General features: G+C 61.9%; 21 protein-coding genes and 3 pseudogenes. 9 read left to right on the forward strand and 15 right to left on the reverse strand.

Features of this window, described 5'->3' with window-relative positions; all coding sequences use genetic code 11:
• The first annotated feature begins 263 nt into the window (after nucleotides 1-263).
• Nucleotides 264-1,457 carry a porin gene (locus tag ACOJB8_RS22675; protein WP_475014586.1) on the forward strand — a complete coding sequence of 398 codons (1,194 nt, stop codon included), beginning with the start codon at nucleotides 264-266 and terminating at the stop codon, nucleotides 1,455-1,457.
• Between the two features lie 109 nt (nucleotides 1,458-1,566).
• On the opposite strand, the pseudogene ACOJB8_RS22680 reads toward ACOJB8_RS22675, so the two are convergent.
• From ACOJB8_RS22680 to ACOJB8_RS22730, 11 genes and pseudogenes are all read right to left on the reverse strand, one after another.
• Nucleotides 1,567-1,956, reverse strand: a pseudogene (locus tag ACOJB8_RS22680) (transposase); the annotation flags it as partial.
• 181 nt (nucleotides 1,957-2,137) lie between these two features.
• Nucleotides 2,138-2,209: pseudogene (locus ACOJB8_RS22685) on the reverse strand (adenylate/guanylate cyclase domain-containing protein); the annotation flags it as partial.
• Between the two features lie 101 nt (nucleotides 2,210-2,310).
• A complete protein-coding gene (locus ACOJB8_RS22690) occupies nucleotides 2,311-3,516 on the reverse strand; it encodes an alginate lyase family protein (protein WP_475014351.1) in 1,206 nt (401 codons plus the stop codon).
• A 595-nt stretch (nucleotides 3,517-4,111) separates the two neighbouring features.
• Complete coding sequence (locus ACOJB8_RS22695; protein WP_342947182.1) at nucleotides 4,112-4,450, reverse strand: L-rhamnose mutarotase; 339 nt, start codon at nucleotides 4,448-4,450, stop codon at nucleotides 4,112-4,114.
• A gap of 207 nt (nucleotides 4,451-4,657) precedes the next feature.
• The gene (locus ACOJB8_RS22700; protein WP_475014353.1) at nucleotides 4,658-6,184 is read right to left on the reverse strand and encodes a UxaA family hydrolase; all 1,527 of its coding nucleotides are present in this window, start codon (nucleotides 6,182-6,184) and stop codon (nucleotides 4,658-4,660) included.
• Nucleotides 6,181-7,341, reverse strand: coding sequence for a mannitol dehydrogenase family protein (locus ACOJB8_RS22705; RefSeq protein WP_475014356.1), 1,161 nt, complete (start codon nucleotides 7,339-7,341; stop codon nucleotides 6,181-6,183). The genes ACOJB8_RS22700 and ACOJB8_RS22705 overlap by 4 nt, the downstream gene beginning before the upstream one ends.
• 31 nt (nucleotides 7,342-7,372) lie before the next feature.
• On the reverse strand, nucleotides 7,373-8,383 hold the full coding sequence (locus ACOJB8_RS22710; RefSeq protein ID WP_342947059.1) for a zinc-binding alcohol dehydrogenase family protein: 1,011 nt from the start codon (nucleotides 8,381-8,383) through the stop codon (nucleotides 7,373-7,375).
• A gap of 114 nt (nucleotides 8,384-8,497) precedes the next feature.
• Nucleotides 8,498-9,514, reverse strand: coding sequence for an aldo/keto reductase (locus tag ACOJB8_RS22715; protein WP_368616376.1), 1,017 nt, complete (start codon nucleotides 9,512-9,514; stop codon nucleotides 8,498-8,500).
• 82 nt (nucleotides 9,515-9,596) lie between these two features.
• Nucleotides 9,597-10,544 carry an ABC transporter substrate-binding protein gene (locus tag ACOJB8_RS22720; protein ID WP_342947057.1) on the reverse strand — a complete coding sequence of 316 codons (948 nt, stop codon included), beginning with the start codon at nucleotides 10,542-10,544 and terminating at the stop codon, nucleotides 9,597-9,599.
• A gap of 53 nt (nucleotides 10,545-10,597) precedes the next feature.
• Nucleotides 10,598-11,629 carry an ABC transporter permease gene (locus ACOJB8_RS22725; RefSeq protein WP_342922409.1) on the reverse strand — a complete coding sequence of 344 codons (1,032 nt, stop codon included), beginning with the start codon at nucleotides 11,627-11,629 and terminating at the stop codon, nucleotides 10,598-10,600.
• Entirely contained in the window at nucleotides 11,622-13,172 is a 1,551-nt protein-coding gene (locus ACOJB8_RS22730; RefSeq protein ID WP_475014362.1) for a sugar ABC transporter ATP-binding protein, read from the reverse strand. The genes ACOJB8_RS22725 and ACOJB8_RS22730 overlap by 8 nt, the downstream gene beginning before the upstream one ends.
• Nucleotides 13,173-13,403: 231 nt before the next feature.
• Here ACOJB8_RS22730 and ACOJB8_RS22735 point away from each other — a divergent pair, with 231 nt between their 5' ends.
• Entirely contained in the window at nucleotides 13,404-14,129 is a 726-nt protein-coding gene (locus ACOJB8_RS22735; RefSeq protein ID WP_342947055.1) for a FadR/GntR family transcriptional regulator, read from the forward strand.
• Entirely contained in the window at nucleotides 14,126-14,257 is a 132-nt protein-coding gene (locus ACOJB8_RS22740) for a hypothetical protein (RefSeq protein ID WP_342947054.1), read from the forward strand. Before ACOJB8_RS22735 ends, ACOJB8_RS22740 begins: the two co-directional genes overlap by 4 nt.
• Nucleotides 14,258-14,484: 227 nt before the next feature.
• On the opposite strand, the gene ACOJB8_RS22745 is transcribed toward ACOJB8_RS22740, so the two are convergent.
• From ACOJB8_RS22745 to ACOJB8_RS22755, 3 genes are read right to left on the reverse strand one after another with little or no spacing between them, the layout of a single operon-like run.
• Entirely contained in the window at nucleotides 14,485-15,270 is a 786-nt protein-coding gene (locus tag ACOJB8_RS22745) for an ABC transporter ATP-binding protein (protein WP_342947053.1), read from the reverse strand.
• Nucleotides 15,267-16,178: an ABC transporter permease gene (locus ACOJB8_RS22750; protein ID WP_342947052.1), complete on the reverse strand. Its 912-nt coding sequence runs from the start codon at nucleotides 16,176-16,178 to the stop codon at nucleotides 15,267-15,269. The genes ACOJB8_RS22745 and ACOJB8_RS22750 overlap by 4 nt, the downstream gene beginning before the upstream one ends.
• 17 nt (nucleotides 16,179-16,195) lie before the next feature.
• A complete protein-coding gene (locus ACOJB8_RS22755) occupies nucleotides 16,196-17,134 on the reverse strand; it encodes an aliphatic sulfonate ABC transporter substrate-binding protein (RefSeq protein WP_342920198.1) in 939 nt (312 codons plus the stop codon).
• Between the two features lie 886 nt (nucleotides 17,135-18,020).
• On the opposite strand from ACOJB8_RS22755, the gene ACOJB8_RS22760 reads away from it, so the two are divergent.
• The 6 genes and pseudogenes from ACOJB8_RS22760 to ACOJB8_RS22785 all read left to right on the forward strand — a co-directional run.
• Nucleotides 18,021-19,043 (forward strand): sugar ABC transporter substrate-binding protein, encoded by a 1,023-nt coding sequence (locus tag ACOJB8_RS22760; protein WP_342947051.1) that lies wholly within the window; start codon nucleotides 18,021-18,023, stop codon nucleotides 19,041-19,043.
• Nucleotides 19,040-20,653: a sugar ABC transporter ATP-binding protein gene (locus ACOJB8_RS22765; protein ID WP_342947050.1), complete on the forward strand. Its 1,614-nt coding sequence runs from the start codon at nucleotides 19,040-19,042 to the stop codon at nucleotides 20,651-20,653. Before ACOJB8_RS22760 ends, ACOJB8_RS22765 begins: the two co-directional genes overlap by 4 nt.
• On the forward strand, nucleotides 20,650-21,678 hold the full coding sequence (locus ACOJB8_RS22770) for an ABC transporter permease (RefSeq protein WP_342947049.1): 1,029 nt from the start codon (nucleotides 20,650-20,652) through the stop codon (nucleotides 21,676-21,678). The genes ACOJB8_RS22765 and ACOJB8_RS22770 overlap by 4 nt, the downstream gene beginning before the upstream one ends.
• A complete protein-coding gene (locus tag ACOJB8_RS22775; RefSeq protein WP_475014367.1) occupies nucleotides 21,671-22,630 on the forward strand; it encodes an ABC transporter permease in 960 nt (319 codons plus the stop codon). The genes ACOJB8_RS22770 and ACOJB8_RS22775 overlap by 8 nt, the downstream gene beginning before the upstream one ends.
• A 389-nt stretch (nucleotides 22,631-23,019) precedes the next feature.
• Entirely contained in the window at nucleotides 23,020-24,513 is a 1,494-nt protein-coding gene (locus tag ACOJB8_RS22780; protein WP_475014369.1) for an ABC transporter substrate-binding protein, read from the forward strand.
• Between the two features lie 99 nt (nucleotides 24,514-24,612).
• Nucleotides 24,613-24,804, forward strand: a pseudogene (locus ACOJB8_RS22785) (molybdopterin-dependent oxidoreductase); the annotation flags it as partial.
• 145 nt (nucleotides 24,805-24,949) lie between these two features.
• On the opposite strand, the gene ACOJB8_RS22790 reads toward ACOJB8_RS22785, so the two are convergent.
• Entirely contained in the window at nucleotides 24,950-25,300 is a 351-nt protein-coding gene (locus ACOJB8_RS22790) for a winged helix-turn-helix transcriptional regulator (RefSeq protein WP_256094432.1), read from the reverse strand.
• Between the last annotated feature and the right edge of the window lie 135 nt (nucleotides 25,301-25,435).

The following is a 25,435-nucleotide window of genomic DNA, read 5'->3' on the forward strand; positions in this document are numbered from 1 at the left end:
GGCCGACGTGTCCACCTTCGTGCGTGCGAGCTGGGGCAACACCGGCGCGCCAGTGCGTGCCGAAGACGTCGCGAAGGTCCGCAAGACCATCACCGTGAGCACGCCGGAGCTGCCGCCGGGCGCCTCGCTCAAACACTAACGCTAACGCCAACGGGGTAACTCGCTGGCGCTTTCAATCGCGCTTTCGTCCAGCGCCTGCCGCGGGCCGACTCGGCCGTTCCACTTATGTAACGGTCCATTGTTAATTGTCGAGATAGCACATGATGAAAAAGCATCTGATTTCTACACCAATTCTCTTGTCGCTAGCAGGAACAGCGGCGGCGCAAAGCTCCGTCGCGCTCTACGGCATCGTCGATGCAGGTATTACCTACCGCAGCAACGAACGCACCGGCAGCACCGGCGCGGGCCAGGGCCATTCAAATGCGGCAGTGACGAGCGGGAATCTCTCAGGCAGCCGCTGGGGACTCAGGGGCAAGGAAGAACTCGGCAACGGGCTCGCCGCGATCTTCGTGCTCGAAGACGGTTTCGACATCACCAACGGCACCGAGGGTCAGGGCGGCCGCCTGTTTGGCCGTCAGGCGTTCGTTGGCCTCGCCGACACGCAGTACGGCTCGCTCACGATGGGCCGCCAGTACACCTCGCTCGACGACTTCGTCGGGCCGGTCGCTCCGGTCAGCGCGATCGGTGGCTTCGGCGCGCATCCGGGCGATATCGACGATCTCGACCAGACCACGCGCGTCGACAATTCGATCAAGTACACGAGCAAGAAGTATGCGGGCTTCACGTTCGGCGCGCTGTACGGCTTCCGCGGCCAGGCCGGCAGCCTCAAGAGCCAGAACACATGGAGCGTGGGCGGCAGCTATGCGCACGGCCCTCTGCAAGTGGGCGTGGGTTACGAGCACTCGGATAACAGCAAGACTGGCCCCAAAGATCCGACATCCGGCAAGTGGCAAGGCACCTATGACGGAACATTCAATTCGTCGATCAACGAAGGCTTCGCGAGCGCGCAGTCGCAGCAAGTCGTGGCTGCTGGCGCGACCTGGGACTTCGGCCCGGCGATCGTGGGCGCGAACTACAGCAACGTGCAATACAAGGCCGGTGCGAACTCGCTCTATTCGGGAACTGCGACGTTCAATATTGCCGGCCTTTTCGGCATGTGGAAAGTGCAACCTCACATACATCTGTTCGCAGGCTATAGCTACACGCGCGGCGGCCATGTGGACGGCATCGAAGACGAGGCGCAATACCACAACGTCTCACTGGGCGCGCTGTATGACCTCTCGAAGCGCTCGACGGTGTATCTGCTAGCCGGCTACCAGCACGCTTCGGGCATGACGCTCGATGCACTCGGTAAACCAGTAGCGGCCACGGCTTCGGTCTCGGACAAGGGCAACGGCCACTCGGCGGCGACGCAGTCGCAGGCGATTGTGAGCTTTGGATTTCGTGAACGGTTCTAGGCGTTCGCATGTCCACCATGGGTGCCGGATGGACAATGAGTACGTTTGCGAAATCTCGCCGATTATCCCTAGCCGGCATCAGCGACGCAAGACGGCGGATTCAACCGGTCAACCCCACGCCTGGGATTGCCGCGATTGCCTTAGCTGTTTGATCGTTCTTCATCCACTCCCGAAGCCGCCGCTCGATCTGACCGATCTGCTTGTCGATCGCATCCAGACCTCTCCATTGCTCTCCCAGCGTGTCGATCAACATTGCGGGGAGGCGTCCTGACAACCTTTCCAGAATCTCGACTATTGCCTTGTCGAGCGCTACCCTACCGCATCCCATCACTTCGCCATACTTGCTCAACAGCCCGCGAAGACTGTTGATCTGCATCGTGCGGAATTTCACGAGTTGCTGACGCATACGATGCAGCGCAAGCACGGCCTGCTGGGCTTCGGTTTTTACGGCAACGGCCTTGCAGTCCACATGGGTGGCCATCCAGATCGCACGCGCGTCGGTATGCGCCATGACAGATCACCTTCGATTGGCCGAGTGAACCAGTATGATCAGCCTGAATCTCAGATCGATAGCTATTTGCTGCCAGCATCAAGCCGATCACGCGAGGCCTACGGCTAGGTGTGGGCGTTCATATCATTCAAATAGGCGAGCCGCTCTCAGATTGTCCCCGACCGTTCGCTTAGCCGGAACGCTTTCGCCTGCCGATGACACCGGCGACCACGGGTCCGCTATTGATGCCAATACGCAATTGGAGGCCCTAGCCATCATCTGGACTAATCTTTGGGCACACCCAAGTGGGACAAACCCGGAAAATTCACGCTAGATCTGGTCCGGGAAACGCAAGCGGATCACTTACTTGAGGGTGTACGTCAACGTGCCGTACCCAAGTTGGTCGAAGCCGCCGCTGGTCGAGCCGTAGTCGCCACCGCCGCCTTCCGGACGCACCCGCTGCGCGTGTTCGGCAACGCCCGGCGCCTTGAGTTTCTTCAACACCACGTAGTGGTTGTAGAGCAACTCCCAGATTGGCCGCGTATTGCCTCTCGATGCAGGCGAAATCACGAGCTGTGTCGCGAGACTGTCGGAATACAGGGTGTAAGGCACTTCATGTCCCAGGTTGTATTGGGCAGCGTATTCGGCTCCCTTCAGCAGACGATCGTGGTCGTATCCGAACAGATCGTCTCCCTGATTCCAGGCCATCTGACAGAACGCGCCCGCCAATGCGATGTCGAGCATGGTGTGTCCCTGGTCGCGGCCGCTTTCCTGAACCTGACCGAGCCCGTTCGGATACAACTTCCAGACGAGGTGTTCGATGGAACCGTTGCCTGCGCCGTGCTTGAAATACTCGACCGCTTCGGAATAGATGTCCCGACGGTCGGTGAGCACGCCGATCGCCAGCATCGATGTCATGTTGGCAAGATCCCAGTTCGCCCAGTAGTGATCGACCTTCGTGCCGTTGTGACGGGTCAGGAAGTCCTGGTTCATCGGATAGAACACAGTAATCATCATCGACTGGAAGCGACGAAAATCTGCCGCTTGCCATTGCGGCGACGTGCGCAGGATTTCCGCGGCGTTAGCCAGTTCGTAGCCGTAGATCCCGGAGGCGAGGAACTTGTCCGAACTCCCCTCGATCTTCCTCAGGCTATGCGACCAGGCATTCAGGATGGCGATGGCCTTGCCGGCATAGGCATCGTCGCCCGAGACTTTCCAGCGCAGCGCGAGCGCATAGGCCGCTGCTGCATCGTTGAACAAAGACGAATAATTCTGCGCATGCTCGGGATCCTCGCCGCGATAGATCGCATCCTGGGGACTTGCCTTCCAGTCCAGCGACGCGTGACGATTGGCAATCAAGCGCTGCCAACCTTGCAGCCATGGCTGCTTTCCCTGCGCCACGTTGACTCGCATGCGCTGAAAGTCCTGTTCACTGTGCAGCAGGCCCGGATGTGCGAACGGCTTCGCCTCGATACCAGTCGTTGTTTGCACGGCCACCACAGTGTGCTTCGCGTCTCCGCTAGCGTCGTGGTTAACCGGTTGAGAGACGCAGGCCGCGAGGATGTTCATGGCGCCGATTGATGCGATGAGTATCGATTTTCTGGACATCAGCAGAAGAAGCTCAAGTCTTGAATGAATGGCTACCCCCGCTTTGTTGCGAAGGCTGAACCCGTACTAAATCAACGAGAATTCGAGAAAAGCGTTGACACTGTCGGAACACGAAGCACAAACAAGCGAGGCGTCACGACGTCCGGCCGTCGGGCAATCGATAATCCACGGGGCCGCGTGGCACGGCCTTACTGCGTTTGGATGCGCTCCAAAACGTTTGTGTTTCGCACACTGGACTGAGGTCAGTCGACGCATCGTTCCCAAGGCCTGCATGAGGTTGGAATTACAGGCAGCATTGACGGTACAGCCAGAGTCCCTCCTCTCCGATCCACATCTGAATCAGCAGAGGTAAGAGAGGTCGGCTGACGCGGTAGCATGGGAAATCGCAAAGAACGCGGCAAGCACATGCGTAACGCTGGATCGGAAAGTCAAGCCTTTGAACATACCGTTCCCCCGTCGTACGCGCCTCACCGTTTGTCCACGGCATGTTCACTGTCCTCGATGAGCCTGATTTATTCCTTCTTATTCCTTCGCCGCGCCACGTTCTCCGGCGATTCTATTGCTGTGCCAGGTCGAATATCCGGCTCATCGCCATCCACTTCTGTCCGGACGGCGTCCACGGTGTGGGCGCCTGAAACTGCCACATCAACGTCTCCCACCGCTGGACCACGGGGTTATTTTGAGCAGCAGTCGCCATCCTGGCAGCGTCATATATTGCGTCGTCTGTTTCCATCACCATGAGCAATCGGGTTCCCAGACGGTAAATCTCCATGTCCAGAACGCCTTGGTCTCGTATGTGCCGGATCACTTCAGGCCAAACCTGGCGGTGAAGTTCTTCATAACGGGTAATAAGCTCAGGATCTTCTTTCAGGTCCAGGGCGAAGCAGTAACGCACGATCACTCCTGTTTTAAGTGCCGCAGTCATTCAGCTGGGATCACGCCTTGCGTGGCTTGCTGCCGCATGGCGTTCCATGCATGCCGTCAAATGAATCGCTAACCTCATCTCTCACAGTCGCATTGCTAAGCGCTGCGCTAGCGCCGAATCGCCGTAAGAGGTGAAGTCCATCTCCGCTCCCCGCATACCATACCCGGGCATCGCCCGTTACATGATCGCTCCCCGCAGCCAGGGAACGAACTCGCGATCACCGATTCCGTTTTCCTCGCTGCGCGTTCGCCTTCCCGATGCGACCTCCAGAATGAACTGGAACAGTTGCATCCCTGCTTCCTCGACGCTCAGACGAGCGTCGACGATGTCGCCGCTGTTGAAGTCCATGTCCGGGCGCATTCGCTCGAACAGATGCGTAGTGGTTGCGATCTTGATGGTGGGAGCCGGCCTGGAACCGAAGACCGAGCCGCGTCCAGTCGTAAAGCAGATCAGGTTGGCCCCTCCCGCTATCTGCCCCGTAGCCGACACCGGGTCGTAGCCCGGCGTGTCCATGAATACGAGGCCGCTTTCAGATACCGGCTCTGCGTAGTCGTAGACCGCGTTCAGTACGGTGCCGCCTGCTTTCGAGACTGCTCCCAGTGACTTTTCAAGAATCGTTGTGATGCCACCTGCCTTGTTGCCGGGCGACGGGTTGTTGTTCATTTCGCCGCCATTTTCTGCCGCGTAGCGTTCCCACCACCGCAATTTCGCGAGCAGACGCGCGGCGACGTCATCCGACGCTGCCCGTGCCGTCAGCAGATGTTCTGCCCCGTAAATCTCCGGCGTCTCCGACAGGATTGCGGTGCCGCCATTGCGTGCGATCAGGTCGACCGCCGCGCCGAGCGCGGGATTGGCGGTGATTCCCGAGTACCCGTCCGAACCGCCGCACTGCAGCCCGATTTTTAGCCGCGCCACAGGTACTGTTGTGCGCACGGCCCGATCTGCCACTTCGAGCAGTTCGTGTACGATCGCGGCTCCCCGCGTCACCGCCTCGCGGACACCGCCTGCGTCCTGGATGACGAGCGTTCTGATCGACCCGTCATGGCCCGCTCGCAACGATGCCGCGAGATCCTCGACCTGATTGACCTCACAACCCAGTCCGACAAACAGCACGGCCGCAAAATTGGGATTGCGCGCATAACCGGCCAGTGTCCGACGCAATATCGCGATTCCGTCACCGGAGGCCGACATCCCGCATCCGCTCTGGTGCGTAATCGCGACAACACCGTCCACGTTTCTGAAGGCTTCCATGGCTGCCCCCCGGAACGCATCCGCTATCGCATGACAAACACTGGCCGAGCAGTTGACGCTCGCGATAACGCCGATGTAATTGCGCGTTCCTACCTGACCGTCCGGCCGCACGAATCCCTGAAACGTGTCGGAGCGGTCGATCTCTGCAGCCCGAAGCGCCGTTTCGTGGCCCGACTGCCCACTCCCATGACGTTCAGGCATGGCGACGTTATGTACGTGAACGTGTTCGCCCGCAGCGATGTCGCATAGCGCAACGCCAATCGTCTGCTGATACTTTGTCACGGACGCGCCGCGGGCGATGTTCCGTATCGCCACCTTGTGACCGGCTGGCACGGGCGTCAAGACCTGAACCTGCTGCCCATTCGTATCGATCTGCGTGCCTGCATCCAGCGCGCGAAGCGCAACTGCAACGTTGTCTTCACGGTGAAGCACCAGAAACGTCTCCACGTTCATGATGCGTGCCCCCCTTCTATAGCGTCCAGGCGGTTCTGCGCGGCCAGCATGCTTCGCAAGCGCGGCTGTGTAGACGTAAGCGACAACGAATCCGCGAGTTCGATCAACGGCTTTATTCGCCGTCTGACCTTTTCTCCGTGATTGGTCGCAATGTCCGCGATACGATGAGCCAACCAGGGATTGAGCAGCCGGTCGCGCACATTTTCGATGTAGCGCGCCGCGGCACTGTGCAGGCCCAATGCGTCGAACACCGGCAAGACCTCCTCGTGCCAGACTCCCTCGATACCGTCCCGAAGTCGGGGATCGCTCATCGCCACCAGCACCGTTTCATTCGACGGGCGGCGCTCGTTGATCCACCGATCGGCGAGCCAGCTGTGGCCGAGATTGAGAAAGAAGAGCTTCAGACGCTCATGGGTACGCAGGTCGTCTGTCACGACAATCTGCTCGTGCACACATGGCAACTCCATGCCTGTACGCCGCTCGATGGCCCATAGCGCATACGGTTCCGCGATCGCGCCGACCGGGTCGATCGGCTCGGACACGATCCGGTCGACCAGTGAGTTTACCCAGACGCAGCTATGCTGCAGATACCCGATAAACGTCGCCGGCATTCCCCATCGCCGTGCCACGCCGAGCACGATATCGCGAAGCGTGTTGCCATTGTTCTCGACAAGTTCGCAGGGAAAGATCGACACACCATCATCGGGACGCACCTGCCAACGTGCATGCAGGAGAACCATCAGCTTCACCGGAAAGCTGTGCGGCACCTGTTCGTCGCCAACAAGCATGTCCGCCGAATCCCGGTCGTCAAGCCGGTAACCGGCATCGCCCGTGTTCGAGACAATGACCCGCACCTCCTCGATCATGACGCGACGAATGTCTGCCCAGTCAAGATCGGCGACCCACGCCTTCTGGACGGCGTGGCAATCGACGACGCGATCGACCGCCACACTGCCTTCCCTGCCCCGAATGCGGACGGGATAACTGCGTGTATGCGCAAGTGCGGCAACTCGCGCTCGGCTCGACGGATTGCCCGTGGTCTGCACAACGGCGATTGCGCCAATCGCGTCGCCGCGCTCAAGGGCCTGCGATACGAAAAAAGCGACATGGGCCAGCAGAAACCGGCTGGTGCCAAACTGAAGAATGGGTGTGCTCATGCTGCCTGTCCTGATTGTCTCGCAGTGCAATTCAACATTCGACCAACGCCTTGACAACGGTCTGCCCGGGTTCCAGCAATCGCGGAAATGCGTCGGGCACCTCGTCAAGGCGCATGCGGTGCGTATTCAACGCCTGGTCAGGAATGCGGCCCGCACGCATCGCCTCCAGCACGGTTTCGAAGTCGGTGGCGGTAGCGTTGCGGCTTGCAAGCAACGTGGTCTCGCGCTTATGAAATTCCGGGTCGGAGAATGTCACCTGGCCCGGCACGATCGAGATGAGGGTGTATTTCCCGCCATGCGCGACGAAGGCGAAGCCGCGGTTCATCGCGTCGATGTTGCCGGTCGCGTCAAAGACCACATCAAAAAACTCGCCATGCGTGAGCGATGCGAGTTGCGCCACGTCGTCCGGCCCCACCGCGACCGTTGCATCGACGCCCAGATGCGACCTGCAGAATTCAAGGCGGTCCGCGCGCGTGTCCAGACAAACGACCGTGGCACCGCGCAGCCTGGCAAAGATCATCGCCGCCATGCCAATCGGGCCAGCCCCGACCACCAGTACCCGTTGACCGGGCGACACATCGGCACGCCGCACGGCATGTGCGCCGATGGCAAGAAATTCGAGCATGGCCGCCTGATCGAGCGACACCCCTTGCGCCTTGTGCACGAACTGCGCAGGCACGCTGAGATACTCGGTCAGTGCGCCATCGCGATGCACACCCAGCACCTGGATGTTGACGCAGCAGTTCGTCTTGCCTTGACGGCATGCGACGCAGTGTCCACACGACAGATAGGGCATGACGTAGACGCCGTCGCCAGCCGCGAACCCCGAGTCAGGTTCCGCCTCGACGACCACTGCGGACAGCTCATGACCCATTACGCGCGGGTATTGGAGGTAGGGTTGACTGCCGGTAAAAATATGCAGATCGGTACCGCAAATCCCGACACGGCTGACCCGCATCAGTACTTCGCCGTCACCCCGCGCGGGCAGATCACGCTCCTCGGCGCGCAGTACCCCGGGTGATTCGCAGATCACGCTAAGCATGTTGATATCCTCACGATCAGGTCAGGTATGGTGGCTCGGTGTGCACCGATAGATCGCATCCAGGTCGCGTGGAGGCCAGTGGCCGGCACGTGCTTTGTGCGTCGACGCGCGGCGTCATTGACGACTCCCGGGAACCGGCGCATCTGGGACGATCAGCCCTTCCTGGCCAAGCGCGCCCCAGAAGTCCGCCGGCACGGGTTGTTCGAGCCACGTGATGTTCTGCTGCAGCTGCGAAACACTACGCGCACCGATCACGCAGGAAACGACAGCGTCATGCGCGAATGGAAACTGCAGCGCCGCCGCAGGAAGTGGAACATTGAAGCGCTCACATAGAGCGGAAAGGCGACGCACCTTCCCGACGACTTCGGCTGGCGCATCCGAATAGTTGAACTTGCCGTTGCCAGCGAGTACGCCGGAATTGAATACCCCGCCCACGACGACGCCTGTGCCAACGCGGGCGCAGCGATCGAGCAGCGGCTCCAGCGCGCCCTGTTCGAGCAGGGTGTACCGGCCGGCCAGCAGAATGACGTCGAGCGGCGCTTCGTTCAAAGCATCAACGGCGACTTCCCACTCGTTGACGCCAAGGCCGACTGCGCGGACTTCGCCGCCTGCGCGTAGCTCCTCGAGCGCGCGAAACCCACCGCCGGCCGTAAGTTGGCTCCAGTAGTGCGTATGTCGATCGCCGTGAGTCAGACTGCCGATGTCATGGACATACAGGATATCGATTTGCGCGAGGCCGAGGCGTTGCTGGCTGTCTTCGTACGAGCGCATGATGCCCTCGTAGCTGTAGTCAAACACGGGACGAAACGGCAGCGGTTCGGCCCAGCCATCGTCACCGGGCTCGACACCGCCATCGGGGCGCATCAAACGGCCCACTTTCGTGCTCAATGTGAAAGCGTTGCGCTGACGCGCCGCGAGTGCCTGCCCGACGCGCCGTTCGGAGAGTGTATAGCCGTAATACGGCGCGGTATCGAAGTAGCGCAGGCCTGCGGACCAGGCGGCGTCGACCAATGCGTAGGCATCGGTGGCCGACATGGCACGGTAGAGCCCGCCAAGCTGGGAGCAACCAAGGCCAAGCCTGGTCAGTTCGAGGCCGCTGCGCGGTAAGGCGCGTTTTTCGGAAGCGTTCATAAACCGGGGAGGCAGGTGTCAGGGGAATACCGTGAAGGCTCCCTGCGACGGGCCAAATGGCTTCGTCACAGATCGGCCACCATCAGTAGAGGACGTTCTTCGCTTCCTGAGAGTCGAGGTTCGGTTTGTCGACCATGACGACACCGGTATCGACCAGCTTCGCGACAGGCTTGTGTTCGATGACGCCGACCACCGTCTGGATTCCCTTGCTCCCCATCTGCCACGACCCCTGAACGGCAATCGCCTGGATGGTGCCGTCGCGAACGAAGCCTTGCAGATCCTCATTGCCATCGAAACCGACCGCCACCAGCTTGCCCGCCTTGCCTGCCTGCTTGAGCGCGCGTCCCATGCCGACCGCGGTCGGTTCGTTCGCGCCGAAGATGCCCTTCAGATCCGGATTCGCGGACAGCACATCGGTCGTCTGGTTCAGCGCTGTCGCCATCTGCGACTGCGAGTAGTAAGGTCCGACAATCTGCAGCTTCGAATGGGCCGCGATGTATCTACGGAAGCCGCCTACCCGGCCAACTTCCGATCCGGCGCCGGGCACGTACGACATGACTGCAATTTTGCCCGTCTGTCCTACGCGAGCGATCAATGCCTGGGCACATAGTTCGCCCGCCTTCTCGTTGTCGGTCGAGAGGAACGATTGGTAATACGGTTTGCCTGAGTCCGAGATTGCCGAGTCGATCAGCACCACCGGGATATGTGCTTCCCAGGCTTTCTTGATGGCAGGCACGAGAGCGTCAGGATCGGAAGGCGCCAGCACGATACCTGCCACGTGCCGGTTGACCGCGTTCTCGACCATGTTTACCTCGTCGGCGATGTCCGACTCGGCGGCCGGCCCCTGGAAGGTCATCGTATAGCCCTTCGTTTCGGCAAGCGCCGCGTTCGCACCCTTCTGCACGTTCTGCCAGTAGTTCGAGTTGACCGTCTTGACGATCACGGCGATCTCGCCGCCTGCAGCATATGCGCCGGTACTGAACGCTGCACACAACATCGCCGATACCGTCAGCAGGGAAAGCTTTCGCATGTCTCGCTCCTCTCTTGTGGTTGAACTTCGTATGGTGGTTGAACTACGTGTGATTACCGCTTGCGATTTCGCAACTGGTCGATCCAGACAGTGCCGAGAATGACGACGCCGATGATGATCTGCTGGATGAAACTCGATACGCCGTTCATGTTGAGTCCGTTGCGCAGGACACCGATGACGAACGACCCGATTGCCGTTCCCGAGATCGTCCCCACGCCGCCCATCAGCGAAGTGCCGCCGATGACCGAACTGGCAATCGCGTCGAGCTCATACATGACACCCTCGTTGGGTTGCCCGGTGACGAGTCGGGACATCAACACACAGCCCGTCACCCCAGCCATGGCGCCGGAGAGGACGTACGTGAAAAGCGTCACGCCTTGAACGTTCACGCCGGAAAGCCGCGCTGCTTCCGCGTTCGAGCCCACCGCGTATATGTGGCGGCCAAGCGAGGTCTTTGACAGCAACACCGAGACTGCGACGAACAGGACGATCATGATGACGACTGGATAAGGGATACCCGGAAACGTTGTGTCCGGAAATCCGTCCGCGCCAATATGGGAGACGCGAAACAGCGCCCCGTTTCCGAGTGCTCCAAACGCGTCGCCCAGATCTGAAACCGGGCGCGCGCCGGTGATCTGCAGCGCCAGACCCCGCGCGACGAGCATCATGCCCAGTGTCGCAATGAACGGCGGCAACCCCATACGTGTCACGCAGATTCCGTTGACGGTCCCGCACAGCGCGCCGACCAGTACCCCGCACAGCATCGCAACCGGCACGGGCGCGCCAGCCTTTGTCAGTAGTGCTGCGGAAACTCCCGCGAGCGCAAGAACGGAGCCGACCGAGAGGTCGATGCCGCCGGTGATGATGACACACGTAGCCGCAACGCCGAGGTAGGCGATGGACGTCACCTGCAGGCAGACGGTCATCAGATTGCCGACCGAGAAGAATGCCGAACTCGTTACAGAAAATGCCGCCAGGAGCACGATCAGGCTGCCCAATGCAGCAAACTTCTGGATAAGGTCGCGGCGCCGTTGCTGGGCGGTCTGCCTCGCGGCCTGGGTCGAGTCTGATGTCATTTCAAGCATGGGTGCGCCCCGAAGCGTAGTGCATGATTTCCTCCTGACTGGTATGTGCGGTATCGAGAACCGCAGTCATGCAGCCCTCATGGAAGACGGCAATCCGATCCGTCATGCCGAGCAGTTCGGGCAACTCGGAACTGATCAGCACGACCCCGACGCCCTCTGCGGCAAGCCGGTCCATCAACCCGTAAATGGCGAACTTCGCGCCAACGTCGATACCGCGTGTCGGCTCGTCGAAAAAGAGGATCTTTGAGCCACGATAGAGCCACTTGCCGATCACGACCTTTTGCTGGTTGCCGCCGGAAAGATTGCGCACGATCTGATTGACCGATGGTGTCCGGATCGCCAGTTCCTTGACGTATCGTTCGGCGACCCGGTGCTCCTCCCGAAAGCGCAGGAAGCCCGTGCGTGACGCAATGGCGCGCACATTTGCCAGCGTGATGTTCGCGGCAACCGGCATCATCAGGGCGAGGCCCTCCCTCTTCCGGTCTTCGGACAGATAGGCGAGCCCGTGCCGGATGGCCTCTCTCGGTGAGCGGATGCTCACCGGCTGACCATGAAGCGTGATCGTTCCACTATCCAGCCTGTCAGCGCCGAAGATTGCGCGCGCAACCTCGGTGCGGCCAGCGCCCATGAGGCCGGCAAATCCGAGAATCTCGCCTCTGCGCAGCTCGAAAGAAACAGGGCCGAACACACCGTTGCGGTGCAGATCCTTCACGCTCAGCAGCACCTCTTCGGCAGGAGAAGATTGTCTGGCCGGATAGGCGTCCTCGAGCGAGCGACCGACCATGCGCGCAACGATATCGTTGACGCTCAGCGCAGCGAAGTCATCGGTCGAGATGTGGCGGCCATCGCGCAGAACCGTGACGCGATCGACAATGTGCGCCATCTCGTCGAGCCGATGCGAGATGTAGAGAATCGCCACGCCTTCGGCGCGCAGTTCCTTGATGATCCGGAAAAGCTGGACTGTTTCCGATTCCGTGAGGGACGACGTGGGCTCGTCCATGATCAGTACCTGAGCGTTGAGCGAAAGCGCCTTGGCGATTTCGACCATCTGCTGCTGCGCGATCGAGAGCGTCCCGACCAGCGTCGTGGGCGCCACATCCAGCCCGATGCGTGCAAGACAACGCGTTGCATCCGCGTTGAGCCTGCGCGTGTCGACGAAGGGCCCGCGTTTAGGCTCCCGCGCCAGATAGAGGTTTTCCGCCACGCTCAGATGCGGCACCAGGTTCAGTTCCTGATGGATGATCGCGATGCCTGCGGTCTGCGCTTCGGAAGTCGAGAGGAACTGCACGGCCTCGCCGCGATAGCGGATCAGACCGACGTCCGGTCGGTATTGCCCGCTGATGATCTTCATCAACGTGGACTTGCCCGCCCCGTTTTCGCCGCAAATGGCGTGGACCTCTCCGCAGCGCAGATCGAGGTTGATGCCATCGAGCGCGATCACACCCGGGAAGCGCTTTCCGATCCCTTCGAGGCGAAGGATCTCCTCATTCGGTGGCTTATGGAGTTCTGCATCCAGGCTGGGCAGCCCGTTGGGCGCGCTCATCTCGTCTCCTTTGACACGGCCGACCTGGCTTCGCGCTGGTCAGTCCAATTGAGACGGATTAGACGGCAAACCAAGTTATTGGTCAAGCCAATATGATTTTTATTAACTGGCCTTACCCATAAGGAAAACCCTGGGACGGGCGCAAACGCTTGTCCCACGGTACTTCAGCCGAAATGCTAGACTCTATGAGCCGTTCAACTTGTCGGCAACTGGCAGGCACCGAACCTCATCGTGAAATCAACCGAACCCAAGCGGCTTTACCAATCCATTGCTACCCAGATCCTCACATTGATTCGTCAGGGTGAATTCCCGGCGGGCGAGCGCCTGCCGCCGGAGCGGGAACTCGCCATCAAGCTTGGCGTCTCGCGGCCCTCCCTACGTGAGGCGCTTATTGCGCTGGAGATCGGTGGCAAGGTCGAGATCCGTGTCGGATCCGGCGTCTACGTGCGTGAGACAGGTATCGATGATGAGAGCGCGGTGGGATCGCTCGGCGATAGCCCGTCCGAGTTGATGCAGGCGCGCGCTGCGATCGAAGGCAGCGTATCGGTGCTCGCCGCTGCGCGCATGACCGCCGCCACGCTCGATCGCCTGCGCCGCTCAATCGAGCGGATGCGCAGACTTGCAGCAGCGGGCAAATCCCCCGTTGAAGCGGACCGGCAATTCCACATGCTGATCGCGGAGGCGGCTGGTAACTCCGTACTGAGTCGTTTCGTCGGCGAACTCTTCGATAGCCGCCACGATCCGATCGCGGCCGCCATGCGCGGTCATACGGAAAGTCCTCAAACCTGGACCGAGGCAGTATGCGAGCACGAAGAAATCCTGAGGGCCCTGCAGGCCAGCGATCCCATCGCGGCGCAGACAGCGATGCGTGCTCATCTCAAGGCTTCCGGGGAGCGATGGATCAGCGGTGCGCTGAAAAAAGTTTCCGGTACAGGGCAAGCAAGTGAAAATGCATGACTGGGCTCGGTACCCGCCAATTCGCTCGACTGCTCGACTTCACGCTGAAGATCGTCTGCATTAAGGGGAACCTGCGCAATGCCGTCGGCACCTACGGTCTCGCCATGACGCATGGCGCTGTCGAATAGCGCGGAGGTCAATGACTCTTACGATCTGACGGGCAAATGTCGGTTCGTCAACCTCTGCCCAACCACCATCGAACGTTCCCTGAAGGCGGCGCAGCCCGGTATTCGAGTAATCCGCGACCGCGTTTGGCCATCGCCACGAAGGTGCGCAGAAGTTCGAGAGCCAGATTTTTCATTGCAGCGATGTCGCGCCAGACGCGCGCGTACGTGTGAGCGGAGGAAACGGTTCTTCACCGCACCAATGTCTCCAGCCCCTCGAACAGGATCCTGCGCCATGCCGAGCGGGCCGTGTCCTCGCGCCGGCGCGGACGCGGGCCGCCCACTTCAAAAATGCGGCTGGCAGGTCGTGTCCGTGCTCCACCGGCAGGCTCCAGCAAGACGATCCGATCGGCCAGATGCAGCGCCTCGTCGATATCGTGCGTGACGACGAGCGCGGCCGTTCGATGGGCATCCACGATGGCGAGCAGCAGGTCCTGAAGGCGCATACGCGTCATTGCGTCGACGGCGCTGAATGGTTCGTCGAGCAACAGCAGCTGCGGCTGCGTGAACAGGCCGCGTGCAATCGCCACGCGCTGGGCCATGCCTCCCGAGAGATGCTTCGGCCAGAGCGCGCCGTCTTCGGGACGCAAGCCGACCTCTTCGAGCAGCGACTGCGCGCGTGCGAGCGCGTCGCCGCGAGCGCGCTGCGGAAAGCACACGTTATCGGCCACGCGCAGCCATGGCAACAAGCGCGGCTCCTGAAAGATCACGCCCGCGAGCGGCGACGGCCCGCGTTGCACTTCGCCGTTGTACGAAACGGTGCCCGCGTAGTCGCGATCCAGCCCCGCCGCAATGCGCAGCAGCGTACTCTTGCCGCAGCCGCTCGGGCCGAGCAGCGCCACGATCTCGCCGGGCGCGAGCGTGAGCCGCAGGCTGTCGAGAATCGGCCGCTCGCCGTAGCGCTTCTGGCGGATGTCGATATCGACGAGGGGCGGATACGTCTCGCGCGCCGTGCGGGTCAACGAAGCCGCCATCATGTGCGCGCTCCCTCGACACTCGTGTCGCGCCAGGCCAGGACGTGTGCCTCGAGCGCCTTCATTGCGCTGTCGGTCAACTTGCCGAGCAATCCCAGCAGGAGGATGGCGCCAAACACGATATCGGGCCGGCCCGTCTCGCGCCCGTCGCTCAGGAGGTAGCCAAGCCCGCGCGTTGCGGCGATCAGCTCGGCCGCGACGACGAACATCCACGAGACCGCCAGCCCCGTGCGCAGCCCCGTGAAAATATGCGGCAACGCAGCGGGCAACAGGATTCGCACGAATAACCGCCACGAAGACAGCCGATACACCGCGCCCAGTTCGACGAGCTTGCGATCGACGTTTCGGACTCCAGAGAGCACGCTCAGATGCACCGGAAAGAATGCGCCAATCGCGACCAGCGTAATTTTTGGCGCCTCATCGATGCCCATCCAGAGCAGCAGCACGGGCACCCACGCAAGCGAAGGAATCGCGCGCAGCGCCTGAAAACTCGGATCGAGCAATGCGTCGAGCCGGCGGCTCAAGCCCATCGCCGCGCCGACGATTACCGCGAACAGCGCGCCGCACGCGAAGCCGGCCGCCACGCGCGCCGTGCTCTGCACGATGTGCTTCAGCAGGGTTGCGCCGCCGAGCTGCCAGAGCGCCTGCGCGATCTCCGAGGGCGCGGGCACGAGATTGTCCGGCAGCACCTGGGCACGCACGAGCACTTCCACGACAAGCAGGAAGGCGACCGGCAGCAGCAAGCCCGCCATGCGCCAGGCGCGCGGCGCGCGCTCTTGCGGGGCACCCGCTTCCCGCACCGGCGCGCTGGTGCGTTGCGTGTCGCCATACGCGGGAGCCTCAGTCCTTCGCCCCGCCGTAACCTCACCGGACTGCGCCAGCGAGCGTGCTGCCGCTTCTTCCACTGCCATGTCAGCCTGCCCGGTTATTAATGTTGCGCCGATGCCAGCGCCGGCTGCGCTGCCTGCGCGTCGATCAGCGATTCGATCACCTGGTTCAGATCGGTGCCCGGCTTGACCAGTTGCTCCTGAACCAGGATCGGCGCGGCAGCTTCCAGCGCCTTGATCTGTTCCGCACCCGGCTGCGGGTGGCTGAAGTCGTTGCGGCTCAGTTGCAGCTTCGCGACCGCGAGCGACACCTTCGAGTCTTCGGAAACGATTTGCGCCGCCTCGTCGGGGTGCGCGCCAATCCATTCCCGCGCACGCTCATAGACCTTCAGCACGCGCGTGACGGTGTCCGGGTACTGTTTCAGGAACACTTCGCGCACGTTCAGGAAGCCCCACGTGTTGAAGCTGACATTGCGGTACAGCAGACGCGCGCCGTTGTCGACTTCCGCGGCGGCCATGTGGGGATCGAGCCCGGCCCACGCATCGACCTGACCGTTGATCAGCGCCGTGCGGCCATCCGGATGCTGGAGATTGACGATCTCGACGTCATCCTTCGTCAGGCCCACGGTATGCAGTGCGCGCAGCGTGAAGAGGTAGGGATCGGTGCCCTTCGTGGCGGCAATCTTCTTGCCCTTGAGGTCGGCGAGCGACTTCAGCGGCGAATCCTTGCGCACAACCAGCGCCGTCCACTCCGGGCGCGAGAAGATATACACGGTCTTGATCGGATTACCGTTCGCCTTGCCGAGCACGGCCGCGAGGCCCGCGGTCGAGCCGATATCGATGGCGCCGCTGTTCAGATACTCCAGTGCGCGGTTGCTGCCGAGGCTCAGCACCCAGCGCACCTGCGTATGATCCGGCGCGAACTCCTGCTCGAGCCAGCCATTGCGTTTGATCACCAGACTTTCCGGCGAGTAGTACGCGTAGTCGATCTTGAGTTCCGCGGGTGCGGCGGCGGCCGCCCATGCCGGCGCGGCGATCATCGCGACCAGGCCGAGCAGCCACAGCGCGGCCGGCTTGCGCCAGGCGCGCAGCGACTGGCCGATATGCCGCCGCAGCGGCATCTTCGTCTTTTGGTTCTGCATGTGCTTTCCCTTTTTTTAGCGTGTGGCGTGAGGGGCCGCGTGTGCCGCGGCATACTCATCGAACCTGCCAGCATAAAAAGCACTGCCGCGAAACGGAACCAAGAATCGGTCAGATCGAAAGAAGCGGAATGAATATCCCTGCGCGCCGCGCTGGCCTGAGAAGGTCGGTTACTGATCGGCGGGAATCCAGCGAGCGCGCGCTGCGCGTCATCCGGACTCGCAACAAGGGCCGCGTACCGGTCATGCTGCTCGACGCATTCCCACGGAGCTCTCCTCGCTGCATCCAGATATGCCGCTAAATGCCGTCGTGCCGATCGAAGTCGACTCAACGGGGCGCTGGACCGCCGATGGTCCCCGCCCGGCTTGATTCATTGCGTCGACAGAGCAACCAGGGGCGTCGCGAACAGACGCGATGAGCCGTGTTCCCCGGCGGTTCTGCGCAATGCTGGTTGCGCGTGAGCCCGGATTCCGAACCGGCTGCCCGACAGCCCGGCTGAAGTCGCCTGAACGTTCGATTTGCCACCCTGGTTGTTTCATTTCGCCGAGACCTGAATCGATGATCCCATACAGCGTGACCGAGGTAGTCGTCAGATTGGCGTGGCGCATAAACGCCTTTTTGGCCTGGCTACGGTTCGGTCCTTTAGACTCGTCCCGGCGATCTGCGCCATTCGTACTAAGCACCGCAACATCCCCCTGATAACCTTAGCGGGATTTGTTCGTTTCCAGCGTCGTGTTGTTGTTTAAAGTCGTCGGATCGCTTCACCCGCTTCGACTCCACGACGACATGAAAAAAATCCATAGCAAACTGAGGCAGTTTCTTCCGGCACTCGTCACGCTTTCTCTTCTGGGGGCCGGTATCGACGCACACGCGCAGGACGCGGCCGACAAGGACGTGCCGTCGCTGAAAGGCAAGCGGATCGGCATTACGGCAGCCGGCACGGATCACTACTGGGACCTGAAGGCCTATCAAGGTGCGGTCGACGAAGTCAAACGGCTGGGCGGTACGCCGATCGCACTCGATGCGGGCCGCAACGACAATCGGCAGATCGCGCAGATCCAGACACTGATCGCGCAGAAGCCCGACGCGATCGTCGAACAACTGGGCACGGCGAGCGTGCTGGAGCCTTGGTTGCAGAAAATCCGCCAGGCAGGCATCCCGCTCTTCACAATCGATACGGCCTCGCCGTCCAGCCTGAACGACACCACGTCGGATAATTTCTTCATCGGCGAACAGTTGGCGCTGAAACTCGTCAACGACATTCACGGCGAAGGCAACATTCTCGTGTTCAACGGTTTTTATGGCGTACCGGTGTGCGCAATCCGTTATGACCAGTTGAAAGCCGTGCTGAAGTACTACCCGAAGGTGCACATCATCCAGCCCGAACTGCGCGATGTGATTCCGAACACCGTACAAAGCGCGTACGCGCAGATCAGCCAGTTGTTGACCAAATATCCGAAGGGGCAGATCGCCGCGATCTGGGCCGCGTGGGACGTGCCGCAAGTTGGCGCGACGCAGGCTATCGACGCCGCGCACCGCACGGAAATCAAAACCTATGCGGTAGACGGCAGCCCGGACGTGGTCAACCTCGTCAAGGATCCGAATTCGAGCGCGGCCGCCGTGGTCGCGCAGCAACCCGCGCTGATCGGCAAAACCGCGGTCGACAACGTTGCGCGCTATCTCGCCGGCGAGAAGAATCTGGCGCCATACACCTACGTGCCGTCGATCCTTGTCACGAAAGATAACGCCGGCGCCATTCAGCAGACGCTCGGGCAAACGGCACCGAACGGCAGCATCGCATCGAAATGACGCAGTACATTCCCGCGCTCGCGCTGCATGACGTCGTCAAGCAGTTCAACGGTGTGCCGGCGCTGCGCGCCGCATCGCTGGAAGTGCGGCGCGGCACCGTGCATGGTCTGATCGGTCAGAACGGCGCGGGAAAATCGACGCTGATCAAGATACTCGCGGGTATTCACCATGCCGACGGCGGGACCATCGCGGTGGACGGCGTGGACCGGGGTCCGAACGGAAGCGCGTCACGTGAGCCGCTTTCGCAGATCGGCTTCATTCATCAGGAACGACTACTGCCCGCCACCTTCACGGTCGCCGAAGCCTTGCTAAGCGGCAACGAGCCGATTCTCGGCACGCGCCGCACGCGCTTCGATCGGCGCAGTTCTCCTCTGGGCATACTCGACGTCCGGCGCATGCAGCGTGAGGCGCGCGAAGCGGTCGCAACGCATTTCGGCATCGATCTCGCGCCCAACCGTCTGATCGCCGAGTTGAGCGTGGCCGAACAGCAGATCGTGCAGATCACCCGTGCGTTGATGCGCGAGCCGCGCATTCTGGTGTTCGACGAACCGACTGCCGCGCTCGTCAATCGCGAAGTCGAGCGTCTGCTTCAGACGATCGATCGCCTGCGGCAGCGCGGCCTGACGATCCTGTATGTGTCTCATCATCTGGACGAAATCGCGGCGATCTGCGATCGGGTCACGGTCTTGCGCGACGGCAAGGACGTCGCGCACGTCGACGCTCGCACAACCCCGACCGAAGCGTTGGTCAGCGCGATGATCGGCACCGATGCGACGCCCCGCACAGCGCGTGCGCCGCGAACCGCAAGCGCCCCGCTTCTGTCGGTGCACGAGCTCCACGCGGACAAGCGCTTCGAGCAGATTTCGTTCGAACTCGGGCGCGGCGAGATCGTCGGCGTGACCGGGCTGCTGGGCTCGGGCGGCAAGCAACTGGTGCGCAGCCTGTTCGGACTCGAACGCGAGGTTCGCGGCGCGATCACACTCGACGGCAAGCCCGTGCGACTGCGCCGCCCCGCCGACGCGGTGCGCGCCGGCATCGCCTTCGTGCCCGAAGACCGTCGCGCGCATGGTGTCGCGCAGTCGCTGAGCGTGCGCGAAAACCTCACGCTGTCGAGCCTCGCGCGTTTCAGCCGCTTCGGATTGCTGGCGCGACGCGACGAGCGCCAGGCCGTGCGGCAGGCGATCGACGCGTTCAGCATCCGCGCACCCGGCCCGGAAGCGCCGGTGCGTCATCTGTCGGGCGGCAATCAGCAGAAGGTCGCATTAGGCAAATGGCTGATTCGCGGCGCCGGACCGGGGTCGAGAATCTATCTGCTCGACGAACCCACTGTGGGCGTCGATATCGGTGCAAAGACCGAGATCTACCGGATGCTCGAGCGGCTCGCCAACGACGGCGCGGCCGTGCTGCTGTTTTCGAGCGACCTGATCGAACTGCTGGAAGTGACCGATCGCGTGCTGGTCATGACGCGAGGGCGCATCGTCAAGGAATTGATCTCGCGCGAAACCTCGAGTCAGGAGGTGCTTGCATGGGCCACTGGCGCTCGCACCGGATCCAACGGCGAGGCGACAGCCGCGCCGCCGCGCGCGCGCCGTACGGAGCGCGCCGCATGAGCAAGGTACTTGACGATACACGGGAGCGCCCACGCGTTGCGTTGCCGTCCGGATGGTTCGGCGCGCAGTTCTGGCTGCGCGGCTGCGCCGTGCTGGCGTTTGCGCTGGTGGCGGCGGTCTTCGCCGCGACTTCTCCGCTATTCCTGAGCATCGCGAATCTGGCGAACGTACTGCAGCAATCGGTCGTGGTAGGCATTCTCGGCTTTGGGCTGACGGCCGTTCTGATCGGCGGCGGCGCGGATCCGATCAAGGGCGGACTCGATCTGTCGATCGCGGCGAACATGGGCTGGTGCGCGGCGGTCTATGCCGTGAGTTTGCGCGACGGTCTGCCGGAAAGCGCCGCGCTGGTTCTGACGCTCGCCGCAGGTGCCGCGATCGGCGCGTTGAACGCATTCGCGGTGATCGCGCTGGGCATCTTCCCGTTGCTCGCCACGTTGACGACGATGAATATCGCCGCAGGCCTCGAACTGGTGCTGACGCAGAATACGTCTGTCCCGGTCGCCTCGCCGCTGATGACGTTCCTGCTGGATAGCGGCCCGTTCGACGTGCCGCATCTCGCGTATGCGCTCATAGGCGTCGCCGTGCTGTTCACGTTGCTGATCCACTACACCGCATTCGGCTTGCGCCTGCGCGCGACCGGCGCGCATCGCGACGCCGCGCGCGCCGCGGGAATCCGCACAGACCGGTATGTTGCTTCGAGCTATGTGGTCAGCGGTCTCTCGGCCGCGCTGGCGGCCCTTGCATCCTCTGCGCTGCTGAGCGGAAGTTCGCCAGGCGCGGGCGAGAATCTGCTGGCGGTCATCGCGGCGGCACTATTGGGCGTCGTATTCTCACGGCGGCTCGTGCCGACCATTCCGGGCACCTTGCTTGCCGTGCTGTTTGTCGGCCTCGTCAACAATGGCTTCCAGCTCGACAATCTGTCGAGTTATTGGGTCAACGGTGTCGAGGGCGCGCTGATCCTGTTCGTCGTCGCCACCACCGCTGTGATGCGCCGACGCCACACCGGGAACCATGCAAATGACTAACCGGATCGCCCGGGTGCAGCGCTACGCGTTGATCGTCGCACTCTTGGCCGTGTTTGCATTTTTCTCGGCGGTCGCGCCCGGCTTCGCGCGCGCCGACAATCTGGCGAACGTGCTCCTAAACAACTTCGCGTTGCTCGCGATCGCGTCGCTGGGGATGACGCTGGCGTTGTCAATCGGTGCGATCGATCTATCGTTGGGCACGTCGATCGACGTTGCGAGCCTCGCGTTCGTGCTGCTCAGCGCGCATCAGACGGCGCTGCCGCTCGCCATACTGGGCGGATTCGTGGCAGCGCTGGCGGTCGGCGCGCTCAACAGCGTGTTGATCGCCGGCTTCGGCATCGCGCCGTTTCTCGCCACGCTCGGCACGCTGTTCATCGGACAAACCGTGCAGCAGTTGGCGACCGACGGCGGACAGCCAGTCTATTTGCTCAATGTCCCGCTGTCGGCGCTGTTCAGCGAGCTGGCACACGGCGCAATCGCCGGAATTCCTGTGCCGCTGTGGCTGGTCGCGATACTGGCTGGCGCGGTTCACGTGGCCTCGGCGCGCTCGGTGTTTGGACGGCAGGCCGCCGCGTTGGGCGCACAACCGGGCGTCGCACGCTACTCGGGGCTGCCCGTCGGCACGATCGTGTCGTGGACGCTGATTGCCAGCGCGTTAATCTATGGCGTGGTCGGCGTGTTGCTGTCGTCGACGGTCAAGGCGTACGTCCCGCAGGCGGGCAATGGTTATCTGCTGAACGCGATCGGCGCAACCTTCATCGGCACCACGCTGTCGCCGAGCCGACGGCCAGGCGTGACCGGCACGCTGCTCGGCGTTCTGCTGATCAGCCTCGTGGCCAATGGCCTGTTGCTGATTGGCTGGAATTTCTATTGGCAGCAGGTCGCAACCGGCGTGCTGATCTTCGCTGTGCTGGCGCTGAGCTTCGCACCGCGCGGAGAGCAGCTGGCGTGATTGTTCTGGGGCTCGCCCCCGTCAACGAGGTGTGACGTCGCAACACTCCCAGCACAACCATATGCATGTAATCGCTTTCATCATAAGCATCCGATGATCGAATGGTTCACCTCACAATTGAGGCGCGCCTACACTAAATCGCCCCGATTACCGAGTGGTTCGTCATGCGCCGCAAAGCAGGAAAACCCACTTCCGCACCGCCATCCAAACATGCACCCGCGTCGTCGAATGGCCATCGCGCTCTGAAACGCCGCGCCTTCCTCCAGGGACTCGGGGCCGCCGCCGGCGCCACCGTACTGGCGTCAGCAATTGGCACGCCATCCGCCGCGTACGCGCAGCAAGTCGGCGGCAAACCATCCGGATCACCTGCGCCCAGGCGCGGCGGCCGCGTGACGCTGCTGGTCAATCCGGAACCGAACGTGCTGGTCAACTTCGCGACCACGGCAGGCGCGGAGGACAAGGCGAGTCCCAAGATAACGGAAGGTCTGCTCGCTTACGACTTCGACGTGCAACCTCAACCGCAACTGGCGACGAAGTGGGAAATCAGCAGCGATGGCCTCCAATACACGTTTCATCTTCGTGAGAACGTGCGATGGCACGATGGCAAGCCGTTCACCTCGCAGGATGTCGCGCAGTCCATCAAGCTCCTGCAGACGTATCACCCGCGTGGCCGCGCCACCTTCGCGAACGTATCGGGTGTCGATACGCCGGATGCTCATACCGCCGTGCTGAGACTCTCCCGCCCTGCGCCCTATCTGCTCTATGCGCTGGCTGCGTCCGAGTCGCCGATCGTTCCGGCTCACCTCTATGCCGAGAGCGATCCGCTTAATAATCCTAACAATACGAAGCCAATCGGCACCGGGCCGTATTTGTTCAAGGAGTGGGTGCGCGGCAGTCATGTCCGTCTGGTGCGCAACCCCGACTACTGGGATGCACCGAAGCCGTATGTCGATGAACTCTGGTTGACGTTCATTCCGGATGCCGCCGCACGCGCTGCCGCGCTCGAAACCGGAGAGCTCGATCTTGCCGGCGAAAACCCCGTGCCGTTGACGGACATCGCCAGGCTCACGAAGGAGCCGCATCTGCAACTCGAAACGCGCGGCTACAGCTACGACGCCGCATTGACTCAACTGGTTTTCAACCTCGACAACCCGTATCTGAAAGATGTACGCATCCGCCACGCCATCGGTCATGCCATTGATCGCCAGGCGATCCTGCGATCCGTCTTCTATGGTTACGGCGTGCCCTCGCCGGCGGCGATCAGCCCTTTGCTGAGCCAGTTCTACGACCCCGCCGTAAAGTCCTATCCATACGATCCGGCACTCGCGGAGAAGCTGCTGGATGACGCGGGCTATCGGCGTAAGGGAGATGGGCAGTCATTCCGTTTCCCGTTGACAATCGACTACAAACCGTACGATCCGTCGTTTCAGCTACTCGCACAGTTTCTCAGGCAATCGCTCAGACGTGTCGGTATCGACGCAACGGTTCGCTCGCAAGACTTCCCGACTTATGTAAAACGTGTGTTCACGGATCGTGCGTTCGATATCGACGCAAACTTCATGGGCAACACCTTCGACCCGACTGTGGGTGTCCAGCGCATCTACTGGTCGAAGAATTTCAAGCCCGGCGTGCCCTTCTCCAATGCCAGCCACTACGAGAACGCGGACGCGGACAGGCTTCTGGAAGCGGCCGCGGTGGCGGTCGACCGGAACAAGCGTATCGAGATCTTCAAGGAGTTTCAGCTGAAGGTGGCGGATGATCTGCCGGTCTACAACCTCATCACACTCAAGCAGGTCACGCTCTACAACAAGCGGGTGCATGGACACACGGTCACGGCGGACGGACTCTGCGGCAATCTGGCCGGGCTCTATGTAGACGCCTGATCGAGTGATCCTGCGGCGCGAACAGCGATCGGCGAATCGGTCAAAGGTTGTCAGGTCACGGCGTTCGAATGTGGCGCACGTAATCCCCCATGCCGCGCGCCCGCCATCGATCCCGACCAGCATCGCCTCGTCGTGCATGGCCTCGTGCGCAAGCCACGACTCTTCACGATGGACGGCCTCGTGCGCTTCCCGTCCGAGTCGCGCGTGCACTTTCTCGAATGCTCGGGCAACACCGGCAACGAATGGAACGGCCCGAGCGGGCTGCCCGTCCAGTTCACGCACGGCCTGCTATACATGCCCAACCGCGACGGCTTCGTGCCCGATCCGCGCCCCGGCGCGCTGTGATGCCTCGCGCCGTCCGGATCGAGACAGCGCCCTCACGGTCGATTCATTACGGCCGGGCATCCGAGGTGAAACCTGCGATGACGCTTCGCATCTACTGCGTCGAAAAACCTCCTTCCCCCTGAACCGGGCCTTGCGCCGCAGAAAAAGCTTGCCGCGCGGCCTCGACCGCGTGCCGATGCTGCTCTGCCCATTCCAGAATCGCGCGCAGATGTGGTTCGAGCGAGCGCCCCAGTTGCGAGATTTCGTAGGTCACGGCCACCGGAGCGGTACTGACGACCGTCCGCTTGATGAAGCCGTTAAATTCCAGGCGGCGCAGGCATTGCGTCAGCGACTTCTGCGTAATGCCTTCGTTCGCCCTGCGCAGCGCGTTGAATCGCATCGGGCCACTGCAGAGGCAATCGAGAACCAGCAGCGACCACTTGCTCGTGATCTCTTCAAGCACGAAGCGATTCAGTTCGAGGTCTTCATGGGATGACGCGGACATGGGATCCTCCGGGGTACCTGGTAGCGTTCAGGTGCGTAATTGCATTCAGGTTTCAAATCTATACCATGAATCACCTCTGATAACGAGGAGAGT

It is taken from the genome of Paraburkholderia sp. BR10141 (genome assembly GCF_056155635.1).

Excerpts from the sequence above, each read along its gene's own strand:
- ACOJB8_RS22675 (WP_475014586.1), top strand. The coding sequence starts at position 264 with ATGAAAAAGCATCTGATTTCTACACCAATTCTCTTGTCGCTAGCAGGA.
- ACOJB8_RS22690 (WP_475014351.1), bottom strand. The coding sequence starts at position 3,516 with ATGAACATCCTCGCGGCCTGCGTCTCTCAACCGGTTAACCACGACGCT.
- ACOJB8_RS22700 (WP_475014353.1), bottom strand. The coding sequence starts at position 6,184 with ATGAACGTGGAGACGTTTCTGGTGCTTCACCGTGAAGACAACGTTGCA.
- ACOJB8_RS22705 (WP_475014356.1), bottom strand. The coding sequence starts at position 7,341 with ATGAGCACACCCATTCTTCAGTTTGGCACCAGCCGGTTTCTGCTGGCC.
- ACOJB8_RS22710 (WP_342947059.1), bottom strand. The coding sequence starts at position 8,383 with ATGCTTAGCGTGATCTGCGAATCACCCGGGGTACTGCGCGCCGAGGAG.
- ACOJB8_RS22715 (WP_368616376.1), bottom strand. The coding sequence starts at position 9,514 with ATGAACGCTTCCGAAAAACGCGCCTTACCGCGCAGCGGCCTCGAACTG.
- ACOJB8_RS22720 (WP_342947057.1), bottom strand. The coding sequence starts at position 10,544 with ATGCGAAAGCTTTCCCTGCTGACGGTATCGGCGATGTTGTGTGCAGCG.
- ACOJB8_RS22725 (WP_342922409.1), bottom strand. The coding sequence starts at position 11,629 with ATGCTTGAAATGACATCAGACTCGACCCAGGCCGCGAGGCAGACCGCC.
- ACOJB8_RS22730 (WP_475014362.1), bottom strand. The coding sequence starts at position 13,172 with ATGAGCGCGCCCAACGGGCTGCCCAGCCTGGATGCAGAACTCCATAAG.
- ACOJB8_RS22740 (WP_342947054.1), top strand. The coding sequence starts at position 14,126 with ATGACTGGGCTCGGTACCCGCCAATTCGCTCGACTGCTCGACTTCACG.
- ACOJB8_RS22745 (WP_342947053.1), bottom strand. The coding sequence starts at position 15,270 with ATGATGGCGGCTTCGTTGACCCGCACGGCGCGCGAGACGTATCCGCCC.
- ACOJB8_RS22750 (WP_342947052.1), bottom strand. The coding sequence starts at position 16,178 with ATGGCAGTGGAAGAAGCGGCAGCACGCTCGCTGGCGCAGTCCGGTGAG.
- ACOJB8_RS22755 (WP_342920198.1), bottom strand. The coding sequence starts at position 17,134 with ATGATCGCCGCGCCGGCATGGGCGGCCGCCGCCGCACCCGCGGAACTC.
- ACOJB8_RS22760 (WP_342947051.1), top strand. The coding sequence starts at position 18,021 with ATGAAAAAAATCCATAGCAAACTGAGGCAGTTTCTTCCGGCACTCGTC.
- ACOJB8_RS22765 (WP_342947050.1), top strand. The coding sequence starts at position 19,040 with ATGACGCAGTACATTCCCGCGCTCGCGCTGCATGACGTCGTCAAGCAG.
- ACOJB8_RS22770 (WP_342947049.1), top strand. The coding sequence starts at position 20,650 with ATGAGCAAGGTACTTGACGATACACGGGAGCGCCCACGCGTTGCGTTG.
- ACOJB8_RS22775 (WP_475014367.1), top strand. The coding sequence starts at position 21,671 with ATGACTAACCGGATCGCCCGGGTGCAGCGCTACGCGTTGATCGTCGCA.